We start from the raw sequence: 17,586 nt of genomic DNA on the forward strand, positions 1-17,586 counted from the left end.
ATCCTGCAAGAATTCTTGCAGGATTGTTTTTGATTATTCTAGTCGACCATCCTCACGATAGGCGATATCTGGTTAGTAGCTTTGTCGTAGGTATAGTGGCGGTTGACGGCCTAAGCTGATGCTACTATGGTCTTACCTATCTCGGTCTGCGTCAGGTCGTTTAGTGCGGCGTTTTGTTTTATGAAGCTAACTGTGTGCTTTAGGAGGCTCTCTCTATATACGGAACTATGACTTGCTTATTAAGTATTTAGATCTTAATTTAATTCGATTGTTTTGACTTAGTAGAAATGATTGATCTTCTTTAGTAACAGTAGGCTTTAACTTATGTTTTCAAGTAAATAATCAAATAACTGGTTCGCAATAAGTTCTGCGTGGGTATTTATAACGGGAAATTTAAAGTAATAATATTGAGATTCATATCTTTCTAATATGTAGCTAGGAACTAGAAAAAAATTATTATAGCAAGAAGATATTTCTTTTATAGAATTAGAAATATCTTCTAATTTATTACTTATATTAGTTATGTCAAAAAATAGCTCACTAAAACCATTATCAATATTATTAATTGTAATAAATGGATATTTATTTTGATTGCAAAATTCCCAGTGGTCAGTATAATTTTGATCTTTTTTATAAATAAATTTATTCATATAATCCTCTTATTTGAATTTGAAGTCAGTTACATTCTTCATTTTTCCAGCTTTATCAAATATTGCCATGTAGTGAATAGTAAGCAGCCCATCTATTTTTTGCTAACCCCAGTGGATCAATCCATCTTTGAACATTCGGCGCAAATCGGTAAAAGTTAAATCCGCCTTCCAACCCAATCGGATCCTGATTCACAAAGCGCCCGGCATTCGGCTCGTAATACCTGAAGAAGTTGTAATGCAGTCCTGTCTCACGATCGGCGTATTGGTTTTGTATGCGGAGCGGCTGGTGCGCGTCCTTATAAACCCTCTCGTCCTTTTTCAGACGACGCCAAGCAGTGTATTCGCCGTACCACAATAGATTGCCGTGGATATCGGTCATCTCTTTCGGAATGCCGATTTGGTCGTAGTGGAAGTAGTGGGTTTGTTGACAGCTTTGTTGTAGGTATAGTGGCGGTTGAACGCAATACAACAAAAATCGTCTGAAAACCTTGCGTTGGGTTCAGTGCTTTATCTAGATGGGGATTATCATGTTTTTTATTTAAGCATAGTTTAATTTAAAAACAACAAGCTTCCCCTCAGGATATTTACCTTCCCATCCACAAGGCCAAAACCCTTTAAAATAAGCATCTTCTATCATGTTCCAAATAGGATAATTTTTCTTATATTTGTTGTTTAAATAACAATTAAATAAATCGGCATCTATATCACTAAATAAACTATCTTTTAATCCCTCCTCTAAGTGCAAGGAATTCAATTTTTTTTCAATTACAGGAACAGCATATTCATCCCAAAAATTGTCATCTTCATCTGTAGATAGCTTTAAAATTAGTGAGTTTGATTCACGCAAATCCGCCCAAACAGTCTCTAAATCATACTGCTGATATGCATATCTTTGTGCTACTGAAATATCTTGAATAATTTTCCATTGGTTGTTTTGAAAATTACCTGATACTTCTAATAAATTATTTTTTATAAATCCTAATATTATATTCATAATGTTACTCCTTATTATGTTAAGCAATTAATCCAATCTTGTTTTGTTGTCGGTTTATATAAAGACATACTTCCTGACTTAAGTGCCTTATGAATTTTGGATTGTAATGATTAAATTTTTCTAGCCTTTTCTCTATCACATTTAGGATTTTTATCAATATTATCTACTATATTCATAATTGCTTGGTTATATCCTCTATGATAGCCCTTATGTATAGAACGGGTAGTCCCTCTAGATACAGTTTCCGGTAACATAATTCTGTTACCTTATCCATTAAGTTTAAATAATCCTTGCTTTTCTAGGCGTTGTAACAGTGGAGAATTATTAAACACCTCTACCGGAATTTTATGATGCGCTTGACGACCAGACCACCGAGTAGATTTAGTAATTGTTTCTCCCAACAGCTGAGAATTATTTTTTAGCCCCCAAACATCAACCCAATCGGATTCTGATTCACAAACCGATCCTCATCAGGCTCGTAATACCTGAAGCAGTTGTAATGCAGCCCCGTTTCACGGTCGCAATACTAGTTTTGCAGGCGGAAGGGTTGGTGAGCAGTTCCGGATATGTTAGTTTCATTCTTCAGTATGTCCCAACCGTAATAATCGCCGAACCAAACCAGATTAGCTTCATCATCGGTCATCTCACGCGAGATGCCGATTTGGTCGCAGTGGAAGTAGTTTGTTTCTTGGCGGTTTTCTCCTTCTTCGGTTGTCCAGTCGTGGACTTGCGCCAAGGGGTCGTCAGGACTGAAGGTTTTGTGCGGGCTACGGTTTGCTTAATAAATTTATTGAATATTCCAATTAAAAATACTTAAATGGATAAACATTAAACAAATTATTACTTATACTATTTACTGAATATATAAACTCAGTTTTTATATTATCCGTAAGTGTCTCTCCCTCATCTAATAGGTGTTCTAAATCTCGGTATAAGAAAGCTAACTGGATAAATTGTGGGAAACCTATCCCTAAATCTGTAAATCCAGATTTAGTATATTCTCCAGTATCATGATTATAATGAAAAATGGTATTATCTATTTTATTTAAAAACCATCCATCTCCCTGTCCTGCTTGTCCAATACTCCAAAAACACCTTGATATTTCGGGATAATTGCACTCTAAGTATCTATTTTCATTTAAAGCCTCTTCATAATTAAAAAGAGAAATATCAGGTATTATCTCTACCTCTTGATACTTAGTAATAAATAACAAATAGTTATTATCCAGCTTAGGAAGTTTATCTAACTTTTTAATTTCTACTTTACGCTTAATACATATATTAAAAAAATCCTCGGGAAATAATTTTAATTTGAACATAAAAGTATCCTCCATAATTTTTTTGATAGAAAGATATTTCCTTCAATATTTTCCTAATCCTTTTATTTTTTTTTAGATATTGTAGCTTTGCTGTCAATTTTTTTAAGTTTAGTAAACTACGACTTCGCAATCAGATTCCCCAAAAATATACTCAATAAATTCATTTAATCTTTTATCAGGTTTATAAGTAATAATTAGATTTTCAATACTATTTTGATAAATTTTTTGTTTCTCTTGAAAATAGATAACTAATTTATTGGAATAAATTTCTACCCTTTTAAAACCACCTATTCCTGAATATTGTTGACTATTAATTTCATAATAATAGTATTCTAAGTCGTCAACTTCTCTTTGCAAGATTAAGTAATTATCAGGGTTAGGTTTGTCACTATCTGCAAATGCAATAGTAAGAATATCATCTTCTATTTTGTAATACGTATTTATTGAAATAATTTCCATAAACAATTCCTTATCATATTGTTTCTTAACATTTTCCAGGTGGAGGTGTTTGTAGTTTTTTTCCAGCTGGGCGAGGTGCTTTACGAGTTCTTTTTGAAGATTTTCGCTTTAACCAGTTGGTCGTGCAAATCGTAGAAATAGTTCAGCACTTCTCAGTCGGCCAGTTCGCGGTGGATCAGGTTGCCGAAGTGGTCGTAGTCATAGCGCACCAGTTCTTTGCCGTTGATGGTGACGGAGACGCCACGTCAAAATTGGAAGTTTCACACAGGCTAAAACCAGCAAGTTGCTAGGACTGCACCATTCGAAATATCAACTTCCCAAGTATCTGAAATCAATCCTTTGTAATTGGACTCAACAATAAAATGTTCGTCGTCTATCCAATGAAAATTCAAGCTATACCATATATCGATATAAGATGGTTGTTCTGTCAGTAATGTACCCTGCTTAACTATTTCCCCTTTTTTATCAGATGTTATCCAAGTAATTTTAAAGTAGTGTTGATCGCAATATGCCCATAAAGACAAATATTGTTTTCTGTTCGGACTTAGCTTGCGCTTTTTGATTTGTCTTTTAAAGGTTAGATCGGAAGTTAAACAACTTTGGTAAGCTTCTTCCAATGGTTCCGTATCCCAATTGTAATCAGCAGCAATATCTAGCATTCCCTGATGAATAACTTGTAATACCATGAACTTTCTATCTTCCTCATTTAAAGAAAGATATTTTTTAAAATCAAAAAATTGGTACGATATAGCAAAACCCAGTATTTTCGCTTTGGTTGGAAATTGTCGGTCCTCACACAAGAAAATATTACATTTAAAAACTTTTTTTGAATCAAATTTTGGTAGAGATACCAAATATAGTTCTGATATAGCAAACATTCCTTTGCTAATGTTTTTATATTTTGTGTAATCTTTGAGCGGTAAGCGAATTTCTTTAATCATCGTTTATTCCTTCGTTACATAGGAGATTTAGTAAGGATTCCAAATACAATTCTGATATAGCAAACATCCTCGGCGAATTATTTTCCATTTTAAAGTAATCTACCTTTGTTCTAGTTGCTCCGCTGATACCATATTCCATTATTTGCCCCGTTCTTTTATCGTAAATTTTATATCCGTGCTGAGACTTTTTGGAACTTTTACAGTTTCCATGACAAGCGCCTGCCCTTACCGCTGCCCTTGCCTGTGCTTTAGCCTGACTTTTCTCTTTTGAAGTATCACCACTTAGACTTAAAACTGCTCCAATGCCAATTGCTGTTAGTGCAGCTTGCCCTAAAGCAGTTAAAGCAGCACCTATTTCTGGTAAGAAAACTAATGCCATAGCTATAAAACCAGAGGGATCAGTCCATCCTTGCGCATTAGGTGCAAACCGATAAAGGTTACTACCCCCAGCAACCCAATTGAGTCCTGATTCACAAACCGCCCCGTCTCAGGCTCGTAATACCTGAAGAAGTTATAGTGCAGCTCCGTCTCATAGTCGGCATATTGGTTTTGTATGCGGAACGGCTGGTATGCGCTATCCGTTACCTTGGTTTCCTTTTTCAGACGACCCCAGCCGCTGTAGTTGCCGAACCACAGCAAATTGCCGTCCTTATCGGTCATCTCTCTCGAGATGCCGATTTGGTTGCAGTGGAAGTAGTGGGTTTGTTACGCTTACCTTATAACGTTTAATATTTAGAACATAGATTCATAGTGGATTTTACTAACTTTCTAGAATTTTCATCTGGGCTAATTATTTTTGTAAGTAGAAATTTTTTCTTATTGAATTTGTTGTAGTAAAGATTTAATCCATTTTGAAGAAAAACGACAAGCTCATCATCATCTTGATATATAGAATGTATATCCCCATTTAATTTGCTTAATTTCAAATTTTCAAATGTCAATATAGAAGATATTCTTTTACTCTTAATTTTTTTATGGTTAGAGATTTCTATTTGCTCTCCCTTAAGTATTCCTTTACTTTCATCGTATATAAAAGATATATCATATCCCTTAAAATAAAAGTAATACATTACAATATCCTTTCCGAATGACTCATTACTGTTCTCTTTTAGGAAGCATGATATATTTTCAGTTAAGAAATTCTTTAAAAAACTACCGTTTTTTAAAAAATCTCTTATTTTAAAAATTTTAGCTGTCATCTTATCCTCCTAATGCTTTTAAAGTAGTAGAGAAATCTCTCGTGTTATTTGGAAAATTTTGGACAGCTGCTTCAGTAACATCTTTCAATTTGGTTTTATTTTTTGGATTTTGTACAAAATCATCAACAGCTTCTACGATTTTTTTCCATTGGGAAGGGTTATTTTCCTTTATATTTTTTGCGGTTGGTTCTGTAAGCGGAAGGGCTGGTATGCGCTATCCGCAACCTTGGTTTCCTCTTTCAGACGACCCTTGCCGGTGTATTCTCCGTACCACAACAGATTTCCGTCCTTATCGGTCATCTCTCTCGGGATGCCGATTTGGTCGCAGTGGAAGTAGTGGGCTTGTTGGACGCTTTCGCTTTCTTCGTTGGTCCAGTTGTGTACCTGTGCGTACCTCACATGCCCTATGTCAGGATTGAAAGTTTCATGCGGGCTACAACTTACTTATTCATCTTCATAAGCATCACCATAGCTTTGAAAAGAAGAATCTAACCAAAACCATTCTTTTTCATTTGAAACCAATTTTTCCAGTAGTTCTGTAAATGATTTAGCAATAATGGGAGACTCATCAGGTGTAGCATGAGTTTCTATAAAACTATCATAACAAAAACCAAATCTTTTTTCATTTAAGTCTATACTGATATATTGACTGAACTCTTGTGAAGATGCAATCATGAACCAATCATTACTGATATCATCTGCTAACTCCTCCCAAATAACATCATCAGCTGGATATAGAATTTGGTTTGTTGGTTGCAATTCTGAAAGTGAACTGATTCTTATCTCACAAGAAGTATCAATATTGAGAATAGCATATTCATAATTTTCATAAAAGAATTCTAAATCTTGTGGCAAAGGAAAAGGAAATTCTGGTTTTGATACTGCTTTCAAAAATTGATGGCTACTTTTTTGTTCTAATTTTTCAATTAATTCTTTGATTTTCATAAAATACTCCTTAGGACTGAGAGTTTTTGTTCAGGCTACGGATTGCTATAATTACTTTAATTTAGATATGTATAGAATACCATTTCCCATCATAACTATCAAATTCTTTTACATTATCTAATTTCCAGAGACCTGCCTGTTTTTTAAATTTATAAAGTCTTTGTGCTTCCATTCCAGCGTAAAGCACATCACTTTTTACAGTTATAGAGCTACCTTTTTCTTCTATTTCAACGATTTTTTCGTTATTCGGATTGAATGTTGGAGGGTAGTTAACAGTCATACATTCTAACTTTCCCATTTTTCTTGGTTTATCTGTTAGGTATTTATCGTATATTTCCTTTAGTGTTTGTTTCAATATCTCATTAGGAATATCTGTGCCTGCATCAATATGCTTATTAGCATTGTCTTCCCATTTATACATTTCCATCAGAAAACTATTTAATACTGTTTCAATACTTTCATTCATAATTCAATCCTTTTTAGTTTTGTTTAAGTTGTTTGTACGAAAAATAATCCACCAGATAGATCTCGATTTATAAAAATATATCCGATGTTCTCAGTTAGATAAAAAATTTCATTTACTTTTTCAGGTAGATCCATTCCTAAGATTTGACCTATGAAAATATATTTTTCTAGAAAATCATCACTCTCTTGCTGTAAATATTCAGGTTGTCCTCCTAGAAAACTCATTTCATCTATATTCTCAATAGGATTAATTGGATAAAATTTATCTAGGTTAAACCTGAACTGATGTTTATCTCCGACGATAACTCTAGTGTATCCTTGAATAGCATCGTCAATTTCAGTAATGTAGTCAAGAAAATAATCTTCTTTATCATAATAAGAAAAAACGTAAATTGCTTTATCTTTATATTCCTTATCCTGAAAATCTGTTTTAAATTGAGGTGCAATAGTTAGTAGATTTTCAATTGGTATAAAAGCAACCAATGCTAACTCATGACCATCTGGCGCTATCACTTTATTTGAATAGTCTAAATCTAGCCCAACTAATATATTATTTATATTGGGTTTGCTATCTAAAAAGTTAAAATTAACGTATCCATTTTTTTTCATTTAAATTCTCCTAAAAATTTAAGGGCATTTCTTACCTGATTTTTTTAATTTTTGAGGTGCAGTGCAATCTTACTTTTTGGTTTTTTTCTTAGGATTTAATTCGTCTTTACGCTGCTTATAAAACTGCCAATATTTTTTGTCCTCAATACTAAATGGATAATATCCAGCATCATTATAAGCAATATCAAAATATTTATAAGCTTCATCATATTTTCCAAGGTCATAATAAAAAATACCAGCTAACAGATACGTCCCTGCATTAGTGGTTCCTAAGTCAGCGACACTTAAAGCAATACTCAGCCATTCCTTAGCCTGTTCATATTTTTGATTTTTATAATACAACTCAAACAAAGCAATCGTAACCATTGTCGTTGGATGCGTCCATTGAGTTACTGGCTGGGGTATTAGCTCAAATGCTTCTTTTAATAACTTTTCTTGTTCTAAAAAAGGTTTATTATAAGCCTCACAGACTAAATCATTAATCTTTGATTCTAATTCTGGATTAACTGCATCTAAATTCATAGCATACAACTCCTCAATAAAAATGAAACAAGGTCAAAAGTTTCCACCTTTTCCCGCACCTTTTTCAAGCCTATAGTTATTTGAATCTCTCATCCATGACCTGACTTCAGACGATTTGGTAGAGGTCGTCTGAAAAAAGGTTATCTCTACTCAACAACCCAATCGATTCCTGATTAAACAAACTGCCAAGTTTGAGGTTCGTAGTAACGTATCAAGTTGTAATGTAGATAAGTCTCCTAGTTTCCTTACACTAATATATCCGTAATCGTAGAGAGGAAATCTAAAATAATACCTAAATATAGATTTTAAAATTCAATGTAATCATCATTATCCATGTAATAATTTAGAGCATCAATAAATTGATCTTTTGTAAAATTTGGATACCGTTCATCTAAGTCATCGTAAACATCCATAAATACATCCCCACTACATAAAATATCTAATCCATTTTCGTTTACAAAATCAGGAAAAACTTCTTTTCCATCCATTATTTTTGGGCCGTTATCCAAATAACAAACCGTCTCTAAATCAAGAATACTCTCATCTTCATCAGAAGAAATATATATGTATGGAAATTTGGCAAATTTATCAGTATCATCATCGTTGAATAATCTAGCACAATCAATAACTTCTGATATACTAATTTTTCTTCTATAAAATTTATCTAAATTCATTTTTTGTTCCTTCTATGATTAAATTAACATTTACCTAATGGTTTACTAGTGCGACCGTTTAATTTTCCTCGTCGACCTGGTCTACCACCTCCCCATATACTTCTTCCGCCTTTTCTTTGTTGGTGATATAGACCATAATTTCTTCTATGGTCATTATAATCAACCAGTATCAACCTTTTTGTATCCTCATGATGATGCCACGTTAGTCCCTGTTTATTTTTACCTTTTCCCCAATTGGGACTTGAACTCATATCTCCAGATCTCGGTATTTCCCGCGGGCTTTTTTTGTTTCAGCACGGACGAACTAGTTTTCTAAATCGTATTGGTAATATTGATTTTCGCCATTAGGCAGCTGGCGATAGATCAGGTTGCCCAATGCGTGAATGAGAAATTTTTAAAAGAACGAATGTTTCAGACGGCCTTGATGCTGATCAATAATCGGATTATTAAAGAACCAATATTTCAGACAGTCTCAAAGAACGGATTGAGACTGTCTGAAAAACAGAAACCGCGTGCTTACCGCAACCCACGTCAGGACTGAAGGTTTTGTGCGGGCTACGGCTTGCTTGATTCACCCCATATTTACTCAGGGATTTATACGCTAGCTTGGTTAGTTTTTTATTTTAACTATTTGTTTTCATGTTTATGTTTGGAATTCTGCTTTTCATTATGTATATCAGTGAGTAGGTTAGTAATAGACATCCCATTTTTTTGAGCAAGTAGAGCCCATTTTTCCGCTTCGTCTAATTTGTTTTTGTCTTTACTGTTTTGGTAATGATCAAAGAATATATAGGCCAAATCATATTGTGCTTGAGTATTACCTAATTCAGCTGATCGAATTAACCAAAATATAAATTTATCATTGTTAAATTCATAAAAAGCAAAAAAATTAGCTAATTTTGATGCTGCTTGACTATTGCTAGAGGAAGCATCAATTTTTAACTTTTCCAGATCAGTTTTAGAAATATACATACTGTCATTTATTGAAATGTTGGCATTAGATTTCATGTCTCTATCCTTACTGTATGAGTTATTATAAGACGTTAGAAAAATACTAAAAGAAAAATTTAAGGATTTTATGGCTTAATTGTAACATATTTACCTCCATTTAATACTTCTCCTGTAACTGCACTAACATTTTCTGTTGCACCACGTACAGGTACTTTTAATTCATTAGCCAATTTTTGAGCAAATGAATCGTCCCCTTTCCCTGTTTGACAAGCAACTAATGTTACTGATTTCCCTCCAGAAGTTTTAGGTTTATAACGATAATCCGCTAAATCGTATTAATTAATTGATATTTATCAATATTTTTAATTCGTCTGGTAGTTTGGCACCATTTCTATATGCCTTTTTAGCCCAAAATATGGCTTTTTCTTTATTGCCTTGTGTGAAAAATAAATCGGCTAAATTGGATTGGGCAATTGGATGTCCATTTTTTGCTGCTATCTCTAGCCATTTAAATTCCAAATCTTGATCTAAAGATACAAACATATGGTATTGATATAATTTGAATGCTGAGTTTTTATCTCCATTAGTGGCATTCTTTTGGAGAATTTGAATTTCTTCATCTGAAATCCAATAAGTACTACCTGTTGATATAAAGTTAGTCATTTTAAAGTTCTTTCTGGATGTTGTTTACATGATATTAAAGGTGTTAATTTCTCGTTACTTAAAACCAAAGATATTCATTTGGTGCTTTAACTGTAGTATTTAATTCATTAGCAAGTTGTTGTCCAATAGGGTCGTCTGAGGGTTTATTTATACATCTCAATGCTTTGTTGAATACTTATCTAATCTAAGTTTCACTAGGAGGTAAGATACAAAATTACATTTTTTTTATATAGTCTTATGGATTCATCTAAAAATAATCTAAGGAAACGAATAAAATCTTTCTTTAAAAGCATCATATTCGAAAATTCTAAATATATGATTCCATCAGATGTGCAAATACTAACTTCATGAATATAGATGTTTATAGATTCTTTTTCTTCATATTTTAATATGATATCAAATAAATCAATGTCTTTTTCATTTAGTAGTTCTTCTTTTAATAAAATAGAAATGCCTAGCTCATAATTTTTATTTGGCTGATTATTTAATTGAAAAAATGATGCTTTGTAAACTTCATTTCTTCGACTTAGTATTTGTGAGTAATTATCCATTAAATCTAAAACATTTTTATTTAAATCTTCCATAGTTTTGTCTCCAGTTTACTGATATAGATTATTTATAGTGAATCGATGAGTTGGATCTTTCTTGCAAGTTACACACCCCATTCTGCCACTCCCGCGAGATACCAACCGATATGATGTGGAACTAGTATTATTCTGTGGGATTGCTTGTTGTAGTTTCTGAGTATAGATGGATTTGTAGAAGCATTTCACGAGTATTAGCCCATTCAACAAGCTTTGATTTGACGAATGGAAACGTGTCGTCCATGATCATTGACTGTCTCAAGCCCACTTCCTTGAAGTTTACATACATAAATAGCTTGACATTTACCAGGTTGTTAATCTAAAGATGCAGATAAACCAGAAGTAGTATCTTTACCAGGGCGAGGAGTTAAATTGATATTACTATTTGAACTTGATCGATAAATAACTCCTTTCGTTATTATTTTTTCAAGCCCTAAAAAGTCAACCCAACTTTGAGGATTCGGCGCAAAAGCATACAAATTCTCCCCACCCAACAGCCCAATCGGGTCCTGATTCACAAACCGACCTGCATCAGGATCGTTGTACCTGAAGAAGTTGTAATGCAGACCCTATATCTTGATTGGCATACTGGCGGGAATGAGGACGGCAGGAGACGTAGACGGAATGAGTAGAAGAAATTAATAATGGTAAAGCTTATGTATAAATTAAATTTTTCAGGATATTTTATTGCTATATTTTTACTCAAACATATCTAAAACGTCGTTCAATAATTCAGTTCTCCATCTCTCATTTTGATGATTTGTAGAAAAGGTTTTTATGATTTCATATGCATTATCAACTTGATCACCTGATAGTTTTGATATTTTGTTAATGATGTTAAATGCTCCATGAGCAACTTCAAATTCTCCATGTATTAACCAATCAATCGCTTTTTCAAACAGAGGTTCTGGAGGATAATTTTCTAGCGCATAAATTAATGTTCCCTTACACCTTTTAAACTCTGGTTGTTCTATAAAATCTAAGATAATAGGGTAAATTTCATTATCCTTTTTTTCTGCTAAATCTAAGACAATGTGAAGTTTATCCCAAACTGGTAAGTTGTGTTCTTGCAGAGCTTGAATTAAAAATTTATTTGACATTTGGCTCTCCTAATTTTCCCATGGTGCTGGTCAATAATTTGACGGTTGTCGTAGTAGTCGAAGCAGTTAATGCTTTGGCTGTTGGTGGCGCGAACGAGATTACCGTCCTTATCGGTCAACTCTCTCGGGATGACGATTTGGTCGCAGTGGAAGTAGTGGGTTTGCTGGCAGCTTTCTCCATCTTCGGTTGTCCAGTTTCGGACCTGTACCAAAAGTTCGTAGATGTCGGGATAGGTGTAGATATAGGTATACCTGCCGTCCGAATGGATTTCCTGTGATAGGTGGCTGTCGTCCCAAACGAATCCAGTGGCATTTTCGAGGCCGTCTGAGCTTCTTCGTTTTTCAGACGACCTTACTACACTGTTGGGATTTAACCCAGTCTATGCTTGTCAGGAGATATAATAAAGATATCAAAATATAGATAGAGTAGTAAAAGTTTTAATATATCTTTAGGCTCTCTTGGTAAAATTCAAATAACTCTTTTGCATATTTTTTATAAGAAGGAATCTTAATTGCTTTCAAAAAATTTGTTAAATCTATTTCTGATTTTCTCAATAGTAAAATTTCTATAGAGTTTACAATGAGGAAAGTCTTAGCCTGACCAATTAAAATAATATCATCACTATTTTCTTCATCTTCCTCAAAGTCACAGTAATCCTCTGACAATTTTGATATTTTTAATTTTGAGAAAACAAAAACTAATTTATCGTTTTCCATAATAAAATCTAATATTAACTCAGGTGTTAATCCTGATTTATTAATTTCATAAGCAACAGAATTACATTCTTGTGAAATACTGTCGTCATTGTCATAAATTTTAATTTTATAATCATGTTCAGCCTTATCTAATAATCTTTTGTATTCATGAGATTGAATTAAATTTTTGATTTCTAATCCTGTTACCATGTGCTGGTTCCTTTCAAATTTTTTAATAATACACTACCTGTGTGAGGGTTGGTATGTGCTATCCGTTACCTTGGTTTCCTCTTTCAGACGACCCCAGCCGGTGTATTCGCTATACCACAACAGATTGCCGTCCTTATCGGTCATCTCTCTCGAGATGCCGATTTGGTCGCAGTGGAAGTAGTGGGTTTGCTGGCGGCTTTCTCCGTCTTCGGTTGTCCAATCGCGAACCTGTGCCAAGGGTTTGTGCGTACCGTACATGCCCTACGTCAGGATTAGAAGTTTCGTGTGGGCTACGACTTGCTACATTATATGTATCCTTATCATTATCTGAATTGTCAGGACAACGATTTTTATATAAGAAGAAGGTCGTCTGAAAATCATTTCATACAACCATGTAAGTTAAAAGTTTATTGTAACTATTTTTTCATGATTATTTTCTTCCCAGTATTGTTTGTAGAAAGATGATGCATCATGTATTAAATGATATAATTCACTATTTCTATCCTTTAGTTTATTAATATTATTAAAATTCAAAATAATTTCTTTCTCTTGAATCCAACTTAAATCTCTCATGCATTCATCTAAAGCATCTAAATTTGATCCAAAATAGCTTGGAAAATTAAGTTCTTGATTTAATGTATTTAAAAAATTTTGTTTTGTTTTTAATTTTAATAAATTTATATCTATGATTTTTTTATTGGTATTCATAATGCAACCTCTCTATGCTTCCTGCTAAATAGGTACATATATTTGCTGAATTGCTACGATTTTTCCATTTTCCAAGGCAGTAGAATCCGTTATTCGGTATAGATATAGCTTGCGTAAATTATTGTGCCAAATACCCTGTGTCATAATCTAAATCGTCAGTTTCCACAAACTCATCTAAGAAAAGATATATATCTTCTATATCTACTTGAATTGGGATGTTTATAGCATAGAAATTTACATTAAATGCTTCATACTCACATCCAAGATCGATTAGTTTCGTTAGTATTTTATCTTTAAATTTCTGATTTTCATTAAAGAAAATAATCCGCAATGTACTATTTTGACTATGAATTATCGTTTTATCATAGAATAAGTAATTTTCTTCCGTTTGTATTCCACTAACAATATCACCTAGAGAAATTTCTTTGCTATAAAAAGGAATATTATTTATTTTAAGATAGCCTTCTTCAGTCACTTCTGCCCAAATGCTTTCCATAGATACTGGAGGATAACCATCAATTACTTCTAGATTTAAAAAAAGCTTTTTCATTTTCATTACCTTATATAACCTTGCTACCTACTGTAGGAACTTAATTTAACAACTCGCACTTTCTTAAGTTAAACTTTAGTAATATTCTTTAAAGAATCATATATTAATTCTTCCAAATAACTAATATTTTCATGGTAAATATTTATTTCTTAGTCTTTGAAAAAAGAATATCCTCTTGAGTCAGATATGTCAACCATTCCTTTTGAATTCTCTCGATTTATAAATAACTCTAAAACTATTTTATCATTATCATCGTATATAAGAATATTTTCCTTTAAAAGTAGACTGAATACAATTCTTAAACTAGATTGTTTTAAATAAATATCTAAATCCGCTTTAAGAATTTTACCATTTGAAGCTTAAGTTTCTCTTAATTTTGTAAACTGTTCAATGCGTATTCGATGCAAGTTGATAAAGGCTAAAGCCCCCTAGCAACCTAATTGGGTCTTGGTCAGATTGGACGGGGAGTCTTTTATTGAACTTGCCGTTCATATGGAACATATCGCCTTTGCGCACGATATAGCGTTTGCTCATTGTAACCGAGGAAGAATGGCGCATCGGCCAGGCTGGTTTGGTGACGGTATGGGAAAGTATGGCCTTGCCTCCCGGAAGTTATAAATAAAGTTGAATAGTACTTGTTATTTTTTTTTGTGTTTCGACACTAATTTCCTGGTTAAAATTTTGGATTAATTTTAAAAAATCAATAATTAAGTTGATTTGAGTAGTGTTAAATATCGTACTTTTGTTTCTTAGGGCAATATATAAAAATTCAACAACGTAACCATATAAATAAAATTTAGATAAATTAGAAAAAATATATTTTAAACAGCAAGGAGTAAAATATAATATAGCCTTATTAGTATAAGCTTGCCACTCTAGTGATTCAAGTATTGAGAGAAAATCATCGTATGTTATCTCAATCCAAGTTTTAGTAGATAGTTGCATTATAGAAAATATATAAAAGTTATCACTATCATCAAAACTTATGATATTGTTTTTATCAACTTTGAAAACTGGAAAAGTAGTCCTAATTTTTTCCTCTAGATAATTTCGTTCTTGTATATATTTTACCTCCGTAAGAAATTTTTCAAATTCACAATATACTCCTAAGTCTTTGACAAACTTTGAAATATATTCTAAAAAATCATAAATGATATTGATTTCATCTTTGGTTAAAGATTGCAGTAAATTAAATAGTTCACTTACTTCTCCTTGGGATATATTAGAATAATAGCTAAATAATTCTATGAAACAATCATTATCTATACTAGGATTTTCTATTGAGCTTAGTAAAAGTCTATTTAAATGTAAGGCATTTTCATTTTTTTGTTTATCTGACATTTGATTTTTAATTAATAAAATTAGATTGTTTTTTTTCATGTCTTACTTTCTACATTTTAAGGTATTGCACCATTTGATTGATTTATTATCTATTTTTTATTTACGTTTTTTAAAATCATTTAATAGTTTTACTATCTTCTCTTTATTTTCGCTAGATGAATTAATTGCAATTCTAACGGCATTTTCTCCAAATTCATTTTGTATATTTTTATCAGATCCATTATCAAGGAGTATTTTCACCATTTCGATATTTCCAAACATGCATGCATAATGTAGGGGAGTATATCCTAAGTCCCCTTTAAGATCGATCAATGCCCCATTTTGAAGAAAAACAAGAGCATCATTTAAAGAATTATTTCTGGCTGCAATATGTAAAACTGTATCATCCATACCTCCTACTTGATTTATATCTTCAATAGTGTCACCCAAGAAATCAGGATGCGTTTCATATTTTTTTAAAATACATAATAATTCTTTTTCCATTAATAATACCTATAATTGTAAGTTGATAAATTTAATATCTGGATTTTATTTATTACTCGTGACACAATATTCTTTATGCTCTTTTTTAGATTGTTTAATCTGTTTTTACGTTCTTGTATTTTTTGAGCATGACCGTCCTGGCCGTATTCATAGGTGGTTTTGGCTTAGATTGTTACGGAATAAATATTTCAGATGCCCCTAGCCGGTGTAGTTGCCGAACCAAACCAGATTGCCATCCTTATCGGTCATCTCGTGCGGTATACCGATTTGGTCGCAGTGGAAGTAGTGGGTTTGTTGGCCGCTTTCTTGAAGATTTCGGCTTTCATCAGTTGGTCATGCAGGTCGTAGAAATAGTTCTGCACTTCGTCGTCAGTCAGTTCGTGGTGGATCAGGTTGCCGAAGTGGTCGTAGTAATAGGTCATGCTGTTGTAGGTTTTCAGGCGGTTGTCCGGGACGGTAGGTATATTGTTGTCGGACAGGATATTGTGAGCGGGCTACGGCTTGTTACAAGGACTAATTATTGCATAATTTGTTGTTTTAATTTTTGGTCAAAAGAATTTTCCATGAAGATCAAATCATGCTTGCTAAACAATCCATTATCATTTTCTAATACTTTTTTATCAAACAATAAAATATTCTGTATTAAAGGATCATTTAGTGGTAATTCATTCTTATTTATAATAAAAATAGCGGTTAATGCTTTAAAACGAAAAGCCTCTGGATAAAGTGCTAAATATTTTAAAACTTCTTTGCTACCGGAATGGAAGGCCATAATGATTGGAATATGATCTTGCTGCAAATGCTTTAATACATCTGGATAGATTTTTTTTGCATCATTCTCAGATTCAGGTAATTTAATGGTATCTCCATAAGGAAATGAGGTAATAGGGGGAGCCTTAAAAAAATGAGCCTGCGAGATAGATGGTTGGACAAATACTAAATCATATGGATTTGACGATTTATCATAAGGAGGAACATTTTGGGAGAAAAAAACTCCCATTTCAGAATTGTATGCATATAGGTGAAGTATGACCCCCTCGAAAGTACGAGAATTGCTAAAGGATATTTCACCATAAACATATTTTCCTTTTTTAAATTTAATCCTATCTTTTAGAAAATTAGCATCAGGAATATTTAAATTATTTTTTAAATATTCAATAAGACCTTGAATAAATTCCTTACTTTTCATAATTATCGTCCTTATAATCAATCTTTGAATACTAAAGTCATAAAGCGAGCAACGCCTTTGGAGGAACCCACATCCGTTTGCTTATCCTTATTTTTTGTTGAAACCATATATGCAGCCTTCGGATATTTTCCTCCAGCATTGTGCGGTTTTTTCAAATTGAATAACCCTGATCTCTTTTGACCTTTCGTTAATCGTCCTGTATTATATTTTACCTCAATAAAATAGATTTTCCCAGGCATACCTTTGTCAGTATTTTTTGGATAAAAATCATAGGGAAGGTCGTCTGAAGGTTATTTCAGAGGACTTTGATATTTTGTTGGATCTCGACCAACCT

General features: G+C 32.8%; 35 protein-coding genes. All 35 read right to left on the reverse strand.

Features of this window, described 5'->3' with window-relative positions; all coding sequences use genetic code 11:
• Positions 1–317: 317 nt before the first annotated feature.
• Positions 318–650 (reverse strand): hypothetical protein, encoded by a 333-nt coding sequence (locus HMPREF9423_RS05160; protein ID WP_006148265.1) that lies wholly within the window; start codon positions 648–650, stop codon positions 318–320.
• 55 nt (positions 651–705) lie between these two features.
• A complete protein-coding gene (locus HMPREF9423_RS05165) occupies positions 706–1,122 on the reverse strand; it encodes an RHS repeat-associated core domain-containing protein (RefSeq protein ID WP_420902912.1) in 417 nt (138 codons plus the stop codon).
• 66 nt (positions 1,123–1,188) lie between these two features.
• Positions 1,189–1,644, reverse strand: a complete 456-nt coding sequence (locus tag HMPREF9423_RS05170; protein ID WP_006148267.1) for a hypothetical protein — start codon at positions 1,642–1,644, stop codon at positions 1,189–1,191.
• Positions 1,645–1,754: 110 nt separating this feature from the next.
• Positions 1,755–1,898, reverse strand: coding sequence for an AHH domain-containing protein (locus HMPREF9423_RS12585; protein WP_233419426.1), 144 nt, complete (start codon positions 1,896–1,898; stop codon positions 1,755–1,757).
• Positions 1,899–2,062: 164 nt separating this feature from the next.
• Positions 2,063–2,149 (reverse strand): hypothetical protein, encoded by an 87-nt coding sequence (locus HMPREF9423_RS12800; RefSeq protein WP_420902914.1) that lies wholly within the window; start codon positions 2,147–2,149, stop codon positions 2,063–2,065.
• A gap of 21 nt (positions 2,150–2,170) precedes the next feature.
• Positions 2,171–2,287, reverse strand: a complete 117-nt coding sequence (locus tag HMPREF9423_RS12805) for a hypothetical protein (protein WP_414391897.1) — start codon at positions 2,285–2,287, stop codon at positions 2,171–2,173.
• Between the two features lie 160 nt (positions 2,288–2,447).
• Complete coding sequence (locus HMPREF9423_RS05175; RefSeq protein ID WP_006155659.1) at positions 2,448–2,963, reverse strand: hypothetical protein; 516 nt, start codon at positions 2,961–2,963, stop codon at positions 2,448–2,450.
• 108 nt (positions 2,964–3,071) lie between these two features.
• Entirely contained in the window at positions 3,072–3,422 is a 351-nt protein-coding gene (locus HMPREF9423_RS05180) for an Imm10 family immunity protein (RefSeq protein WP_006148270.1), read from the reverse strand.
• 269 nt (positions 3,423–3,691) lie between these two features.
• Entirely contained in the window at positions 3,692–4,363 is a 672-nt protein-coding gene (locus HMPREF9423_RS05185) for a hypothetical protein (RefSeq protein ID WP_006148271.1), read from the reverse strand.
• A complete protein-coding gene (locus HMPREF9423_RS12480) occupies positions 4,356–4,742 on the reverse strand; it encodes a hypothetical protein (protein ID WP_006148272.1) in 387 nt (128 codons plus the stop codon). Before HMPREF9423_RS12480 ends, HMPREF9423_RS05185 begins: the two co-directional genes overlap by 8 nt.
• A gap of 2 nt (positions 4,743–4,744) precedes the next feature.
• Entirely contained in the window at positions 4,745–5,023 is a 279-nt protein-coding gene (locus HMPREF9423_RS12485) for an RHS repeat domain-containing protein (RefSeq protein WP_006148273.1), read from the reverse strand.
• A 65-nt stretch (positions 5,024–5,088) separates the two neighbouring features.
• A complete protein-coding gene (locus HMPREF9423_RS05200) occupies positions 5,089–5,562 on the reverse strand; it encodes a hypothetical protein (RefSeq protein WP_006148274.1) in 474 nt (157 codons plus the stop codon).
• Positions 5,563–5,730: 168 nt separating this feature from the next.
• Positions 5,731–5,862 carry a hypothetical protein gene (locus HMPREF9423_RS12810; RefSeq protein WP_006155648.1) on the reverse strand — a complete coding sequence of 44 codons (132 nt, stop codon included), beginning with the start codon at positions 5,860–5,862 and terminating at the stop codon, positions 5,731–5,733.
• A gap of 144 nt (positions 5,863–6,006) precedes the next feature.
• The gene (locus HMPREF9423_RS05205) at positions 6,007–6,507 is read right to left on the reverse strand and encodes an SMI1/KNR4 family protein (protein ID WP_006148276.1); all 501 of its coding nucleotides are present in this window, start codon (positions 6,505–6,507) and stop codon (positions 6,007–6,009) included.
• A 61-nt stretch (positions 6,508–6,568) separates the two neighbouring features.
• The gene (locus tag HMPREF9423_RS05210) at positions 6,569–6,973 is read right to left on the reverse strand and encodes an NTF2 fold immunity protein (RefSeq protein WP_006148277.1); all 405 of its coding nucleotides are present in this window, start codon (positions 6,971–6,973) and stop codon (positions 6,569–6,571) included.
• A gap of 23 nt (positions 6,974–6,996) precedes the next feature.
• Entirely contained in the window at positions 6,997–7,581 is a 585-nt protein-coding gene (locus tag HMPREF9423_RS05215; RefSeq protein ID WP_006148278.1) for a hypothetical protein, read from the reverse strand.
• 69 nt (positions 7,582–7,650) lie between these two features.
• Positions 7,651–8,103, reverse strand: a complete 453-nt coding sequence (locus HMPREF9423_RS05220) for a tetratricopeptide repeat protein (RefSeq protein ID WP_006148279.1) — start codon at positions 8,101–8,103, stop codon at positions 7,651–7,653.
• A 305-nt stretch (positions 8,104–8,408) separates the two neighbouring features.
• Positions 8,409–8,777, reverse strand: a complete 369-nt coding sequence (locus HMPREF9423_RS05225) for a DUF7716 domain-containing protein (protein ID WP_004694758.1) — start codon at positions 8,775–8,777, stop codon at positions 8,409–8,411.
• Positions 8,778–8,800: 23 nt separating this feature from the next.
• A complete protein-coding gene (locus HMPREF9423_RS12815) occupies positions 8,801–9,028 on the reverse strand; it encodes an HNH endonuclease (RefSeq protein ID WP_006148280.1) in 228 nt (75 codons plus the stop codon).
• A 376-nt stretch (positions 9,029–9,404) separates the two neighbouring features.
• On the reverse strand, positions 9,405–9,785 hold the full coding sequence (locus HMPREF9423_RS05235) for a hypothetical protein (protein ID WP_006148282.1): 381 nt from the start codon (positions 9,783–9,785) through the stop codon (positions 9,405–9,407).
• 282 nt (positions 9,786–10,067) lie between these two features.
• The gene (locus HMPREF9423_RS05240) at positions 10,068–10,391 is read right to left on the reverse strand and encodes an SEL1-like repeat protein (protein WP_006148283.1); all 324 of its coding nucleotides are present in this window, start codon (positions 10,389–10,391) and stop codon (positions 10,068–10,070) included.
• A 194-nt stretch (positions 10,392–10,585) separates the two neighbouring features.
• Positions 10,586–10,975 carry a hypothetical protein gene (locus HMPREF9423_RS05245; RefSeq protein ID WP_006148284.1) on the reverse strand — a complete coding sequence of 130 codons (390 nt, stop codon included), beginning with the start codon at positions 10,973–10,975 and terminating at the stop codon, positions 10,586–10,588.
• Positions 10,976–11,102: 127 nt separating this feature from the next.
• On the reverse strand, positions 11,103–11,237 hold the full coding sequence (locus HMPREF9423_RS11895; protein WP_006155657.1) for a hypothetical protein: 135 nt from the start codon (positions 11,235–11,237) through the stop codon (positions 11,103–11,105).
• A gap of 52 nt (positions 11,238–11,289) precedes the next feature.
• Positions 11,290–11,541: an RHS repeat-associated core domain-containing protein gene (locus tag HMPREF9423_RS11900; RefSeq protein ID WP_080555138.1), complete on the reverse strand. Its 252-nt coding sequence runs from the start codon at positions 11,539–11,541 to the stop codon at positions 11,290–11,292.
• Between the two features lie 132 nt (positions 11,542–11,673).
• Entirely contained in the window at positions 11,674–12,075 is a 402-nt protein-coding gene (locus tag HMPREF9423_RS05250; RefSeq protein WP_006148287.1) for a hypothetical protein, read from the reverse strand.
• Between the two features lie 438 nt (positions 12,076–12,513).
• Positions 12,514–12,981 (reverse strand): hypothetical protein, encoded by a 468-nt coding sequence (locus HMPREF9423_RS05260; RefSeq protein ID WP_006148289.1) that lies wholly within the window; start codon positions 12,979–12,981, stop codon positions 12,514–12,516.
• 33 nt (positions 12,982–13,014) lie between these two features.
• Positions 13,015–13,239, reverse strand: coding sequence for an RHS domain-containing protein (locus tag HMPREF9423_RS12775; protein ID WP_006148290.1), 225 nt, complete (start codon positions 13,237–13,239; stop codon positions 13,015–13,017).
• A gap of 141 nt (positions 13,240–13,380) precedes the next feature.
• Positions 13,381–13,689, reverse strand: coding sequence for a barstar family protein (locus tag HMPREF9423_RS05265; RefSeq protein WP_006148291.1), 309 nt, complete (start codon positions 13,687–13,689; stop codon positions 13,381–13,383).
• Positions 13,690–13,807: 118 nt separating this feature from the next.
• Positions 13,808–14,245: a DUF4265 domain-containing protein gene (locus HMPREF9423_RS05270; protein WP_006148292.1), complete on the reverse strand. Its 438-nt coding sequence runs from the start codon at positions 14,243–14,245 to the stop codon at positions 13,808–13,810.
• A 606-nt stretch (positions 14,246–14,851) separates the two neighbouring features.
• A complete protein-coding gene (locus HMPREF9423_RS05275; protein WP_006148294.1) occupies positions 14,852–15,619 on the reverse strand; it encodes a hypothetical protein in 768 nt (255 codons plus the stop codon).
• 57 nt (positions 15,620–15,676) lie between these two features.
• Positions 15,677–16,063: an ankyrin repeat domain-containing protein gene (locus tag HMPREF9423_RS05280; protein ID WP_006148295.1), complete on the reverse strand. Its 387-nt coding sequence runs from the start codon at positions 16,061–16,063 to the stop codon at positions 15,677–15,679.
• A gap of 198 nt (positions 16,064–16,261) precedes the next feature.
• Positions 16,262–16,330: a hypothetical protein gene (locus tag HMPREF9423_RS12820; RefSeq protein WP_080555155.1), complete on the reverse strand. Its 69-nt coding sequence runs from the start codon at positions 16,328–16,330 to the stop codon at positions 16,262–16,264.
• A complete protein-coding gene (locus HMPREF9423_RS12230) occupies positions 16,309–16,485 on the reverse strand; it encodes a hypothetical protein (RefSeq protein ID WP_208853954.1) in 177 nt (58 codons plus the stop codon). The genes HMPREF9423_RS12820 and HMPREF9423_RS12230 overlap by 22 nt, the downstream gene beginning before the upstream one ends.
• Before the next feature lie 95 nt (positions 16,486–16,580).
• Positions 16,581–17,252, reverse strand: coding sequence for a hypothetical protein (locus tag HMPREF9423_RS05285; protein ID WP_006148296.1), 672 nt, complete (start codon positions 17,250–17,252; stop codon positions 16,581–16,583).
• Between the two features lie 17 nt (positions 17,253–17,269).
• On the reverse strand, positions 17,270–17,491 hold the full coding sequence (locus HMPREF9423_RS05290; protein ID WP_006148297.1) for a hypothetical protein: 222 nt from the start codon (positions 17,489–17,491) through the stop codon (positions 17,270–17,272).
• Positions 17,492–17,586: the final 95 nt, after the last annotated feature.

The organism is Streptococcus infantis ATCC 700779 (assembly GCF_000187465.1).
Taxonomy (GTDB): Bacteria; Bacillota; Bacilli; order Lactobacillales; family Streptococcaceae; genus Streptococcus; species Streptococcus infantis.

Bases quoted from the DNA above. Each gene is read 5' to 3' on its own strand.
- HMPREF9423_RS05160 (WP_006148265.1), bottom strand. From the start codon at position 650: ATGAATAAATTTATTTATAAAAAAGATCAAAATTATACTGACCACTGG.
- HMPREF9423_RS05170 (WP_006148267.1), bottom strand. From the start codon at position 1,644: ATGAATATAATATTAGGATTTATAAAAAATAATTTATTAGAAGTATCA.
- HMPREF9423_RS12585 (WP_233419426.1), bottom strand. From the start codon at position 1,898: ATGTTACCGGAAACTGTATCTAGAGGGACTACCCGTTCTATACATAAG.
- HMPREF9423_RS12805 (WP_414391897.1), bottom strand. From the start codon at position 2,287: ATGACCGATGATGAAGCTAATCTGGTTTGGTTCGGCGATTATTACGGT.
- HMPREF9423_RS05175 (WP_006155659.1), bottom strand. From the start codon at position 2,963: ATGTTCAAATTAAAATTATTTCCCGAGGATTTTTTTAATATATGTATT.
- HMPREF9423_RS05180 (WP_006148270.1), bottom strand. From the start codon at position 3,422: ATGGAAATTATTTCAATAAATACGTATTACAAAATAGAAGATGATATT.
- HMPREF9423_RS05185 (WP_006148271.1), bottom strand. From the start codon at position 4,363: ATGATTAAAGAAATTCGCTTACCGCTCAAAGATTACACAAAATATAAA.
- HMPREF9423_RS12480 (WP_006148272.1), bottom strand. From the start codon at position 4,742: ATGGCATTAGTTTTCTTACCAGAAATAGGTGCTGCTTTAACTGCTTTA.
- HMPREF9423_RS12485 (WP_006148273.1), bottom strand. From the start codon at position 5,023: ATGACCGATAAGGACGGCAATTTGCTGTGGTTCGGCAACTACAGCGGC.
- HMPREF9423_RS05200 (WP_006148274.1), bottom strand. From the start codon at position 5,562: ATGACAGCTAAAATTTTTAAAATAAGAGATTTTTTAAAAAACGGTAGT.
- HMPREF9423_RS12810 (WP_006155648.1), bottom strand. From the start codon at position 5,862: ATGACCGATAAGGACGGAAATCTGTTGTGGTACGGAGAATACACCGGC.
- HMPREF9423_RS05205 (WP_006148276.1), bottom strand. From the start codon at position 6,507: ATGAAAATCAAAGAATTAATTGAAAAATTAGAACAAAAAAGTAGCCAT.
- HMPREF9423_RS05210 (WP_006148277.1), bottom strand. From the start codon at position 6,973: ATGAATGAAAGTATTGAAACAGTATTAAATAGTTTTCTGATGGAAATG.
- HMPREF9423_RS05215 (WP_006148278.1), bottom strand. From the start codon at position 7,581: ATGAAAAAAAATGGATACGTTAATTTTAACTTTTTAGATAGCAAACCC.
- HMPREF9423_RS05220 (WP_006148279.1), bottom strand. From the start codon at position 8,103: ATGAATTTAGATGCAGTTAATCCAGAATTAGAATCAAAGATTAATGAT.
- HMPREF9423_RS05225 (WP_004694758.1), bottom strand. From the start codon at position 8,777: ATGAATTTAGATAAATTTTATAGAAGAAAAATTAGTATATCAGAAGTT.
- HMPREF9423_RS12815 (WP_006148280.1), bottom strand. From the start codon at position 9,028: ATGAGTTCAAGTCCCAATTGGGGAAAAGGTAAAAATAAACAGGGACTA.
- HMPREF9423_RS05235 (WP_006148282.1), bottom strand. From the start codon at position 9,785: ATGAAATCTAATGCCAACATTTCAATAAATGACAGTATGTATATTTCT.
- HMPREF9423_RS05240 (WP_006148283.1), bottom strand. From the start codon at position 10,391: ATGACTAACTTTATATCAACAGGTAGTACTTATTGGATTTCAGATGAA.
- HMPREF9423_RS05245 (WP_006148284.1), bottom strand. From the start codon at position 10,975: ATGGAAGATTTAAATAAAAATGTTTTAGATTTAATGGATAATTACTCA.
- HMPREF9423_RS05250 (WP_006148287.1), bottom strand. From the start codon at position 12,075: ATGTCAAATAAATTTTTAATTCAAGCTCTGCAAGAACACAACTTACCA.
- HMPREF9423_RS05260 (WP_006148289.1), bottom strand. From the start codon at position 12,981: ATGGTAACAGGATTAGAAATCAAAAATTTAATTCAATCTCATGAATAC.
- HMPREF9423_RS12775 (WP_006148290.1), bottom strand. From the start codon at position 13,239: ATGTACGGTACGCACAAACCCTTGGCACAGGTTCGCGATTGGACAACC.
- HMPREF9423_RS05265 (WP_006148291.1), bottom strand. From the start codon at position 13,689: ATGAATACCAATAAAAAAATCATAGATATAAATTTATTAAAATTAAAA.
- HMPREF9423_RS05270 (WP_006148292.1), bottom strand. From the start codon at position 14,245: ATGAAAATGAAAAAGCTTTTTTTAAATCTAGAAGTAATTGATGGTTAT.
- HMPREF9423_RS05275 (WP_006148294.1), bottom strand. From the start codon at position 15,619: ATGAAAAAAAACAATCTAATTTTATTAATTAAAAATCAAATGTCAGAT.
- HMPREF9423_RS05280 (WP_006148295.1), bottom strand. From the start codon at position 16,063: ATGGAAAAAGAATTATTATGTATTTTAAAAAAATATGAAACGCATCCT.
- HMPREF9423_RS12230 (WP_208853954.1), bottom strand. From the start codon at position 16,485: ATGACCTATTACTACGACCACTTCGGCAACCTGATCCACCACGAACTG.
- HMPREF9423_RS05285 (WP_006148296.1), bottom strand. From the start codon at position 17,252: ATGAAAAGTAAGGAATTTATTCAAGGTCTTATTGAATATTTAAAAAAT.
- HMPREF9423_RS05290 (WP_006148297.1), bottom strand. From the start codon at position 17,491: ATGCCTGGGAAAATCTATTTTATTGAGGTAAAATATAATACAGGACGA.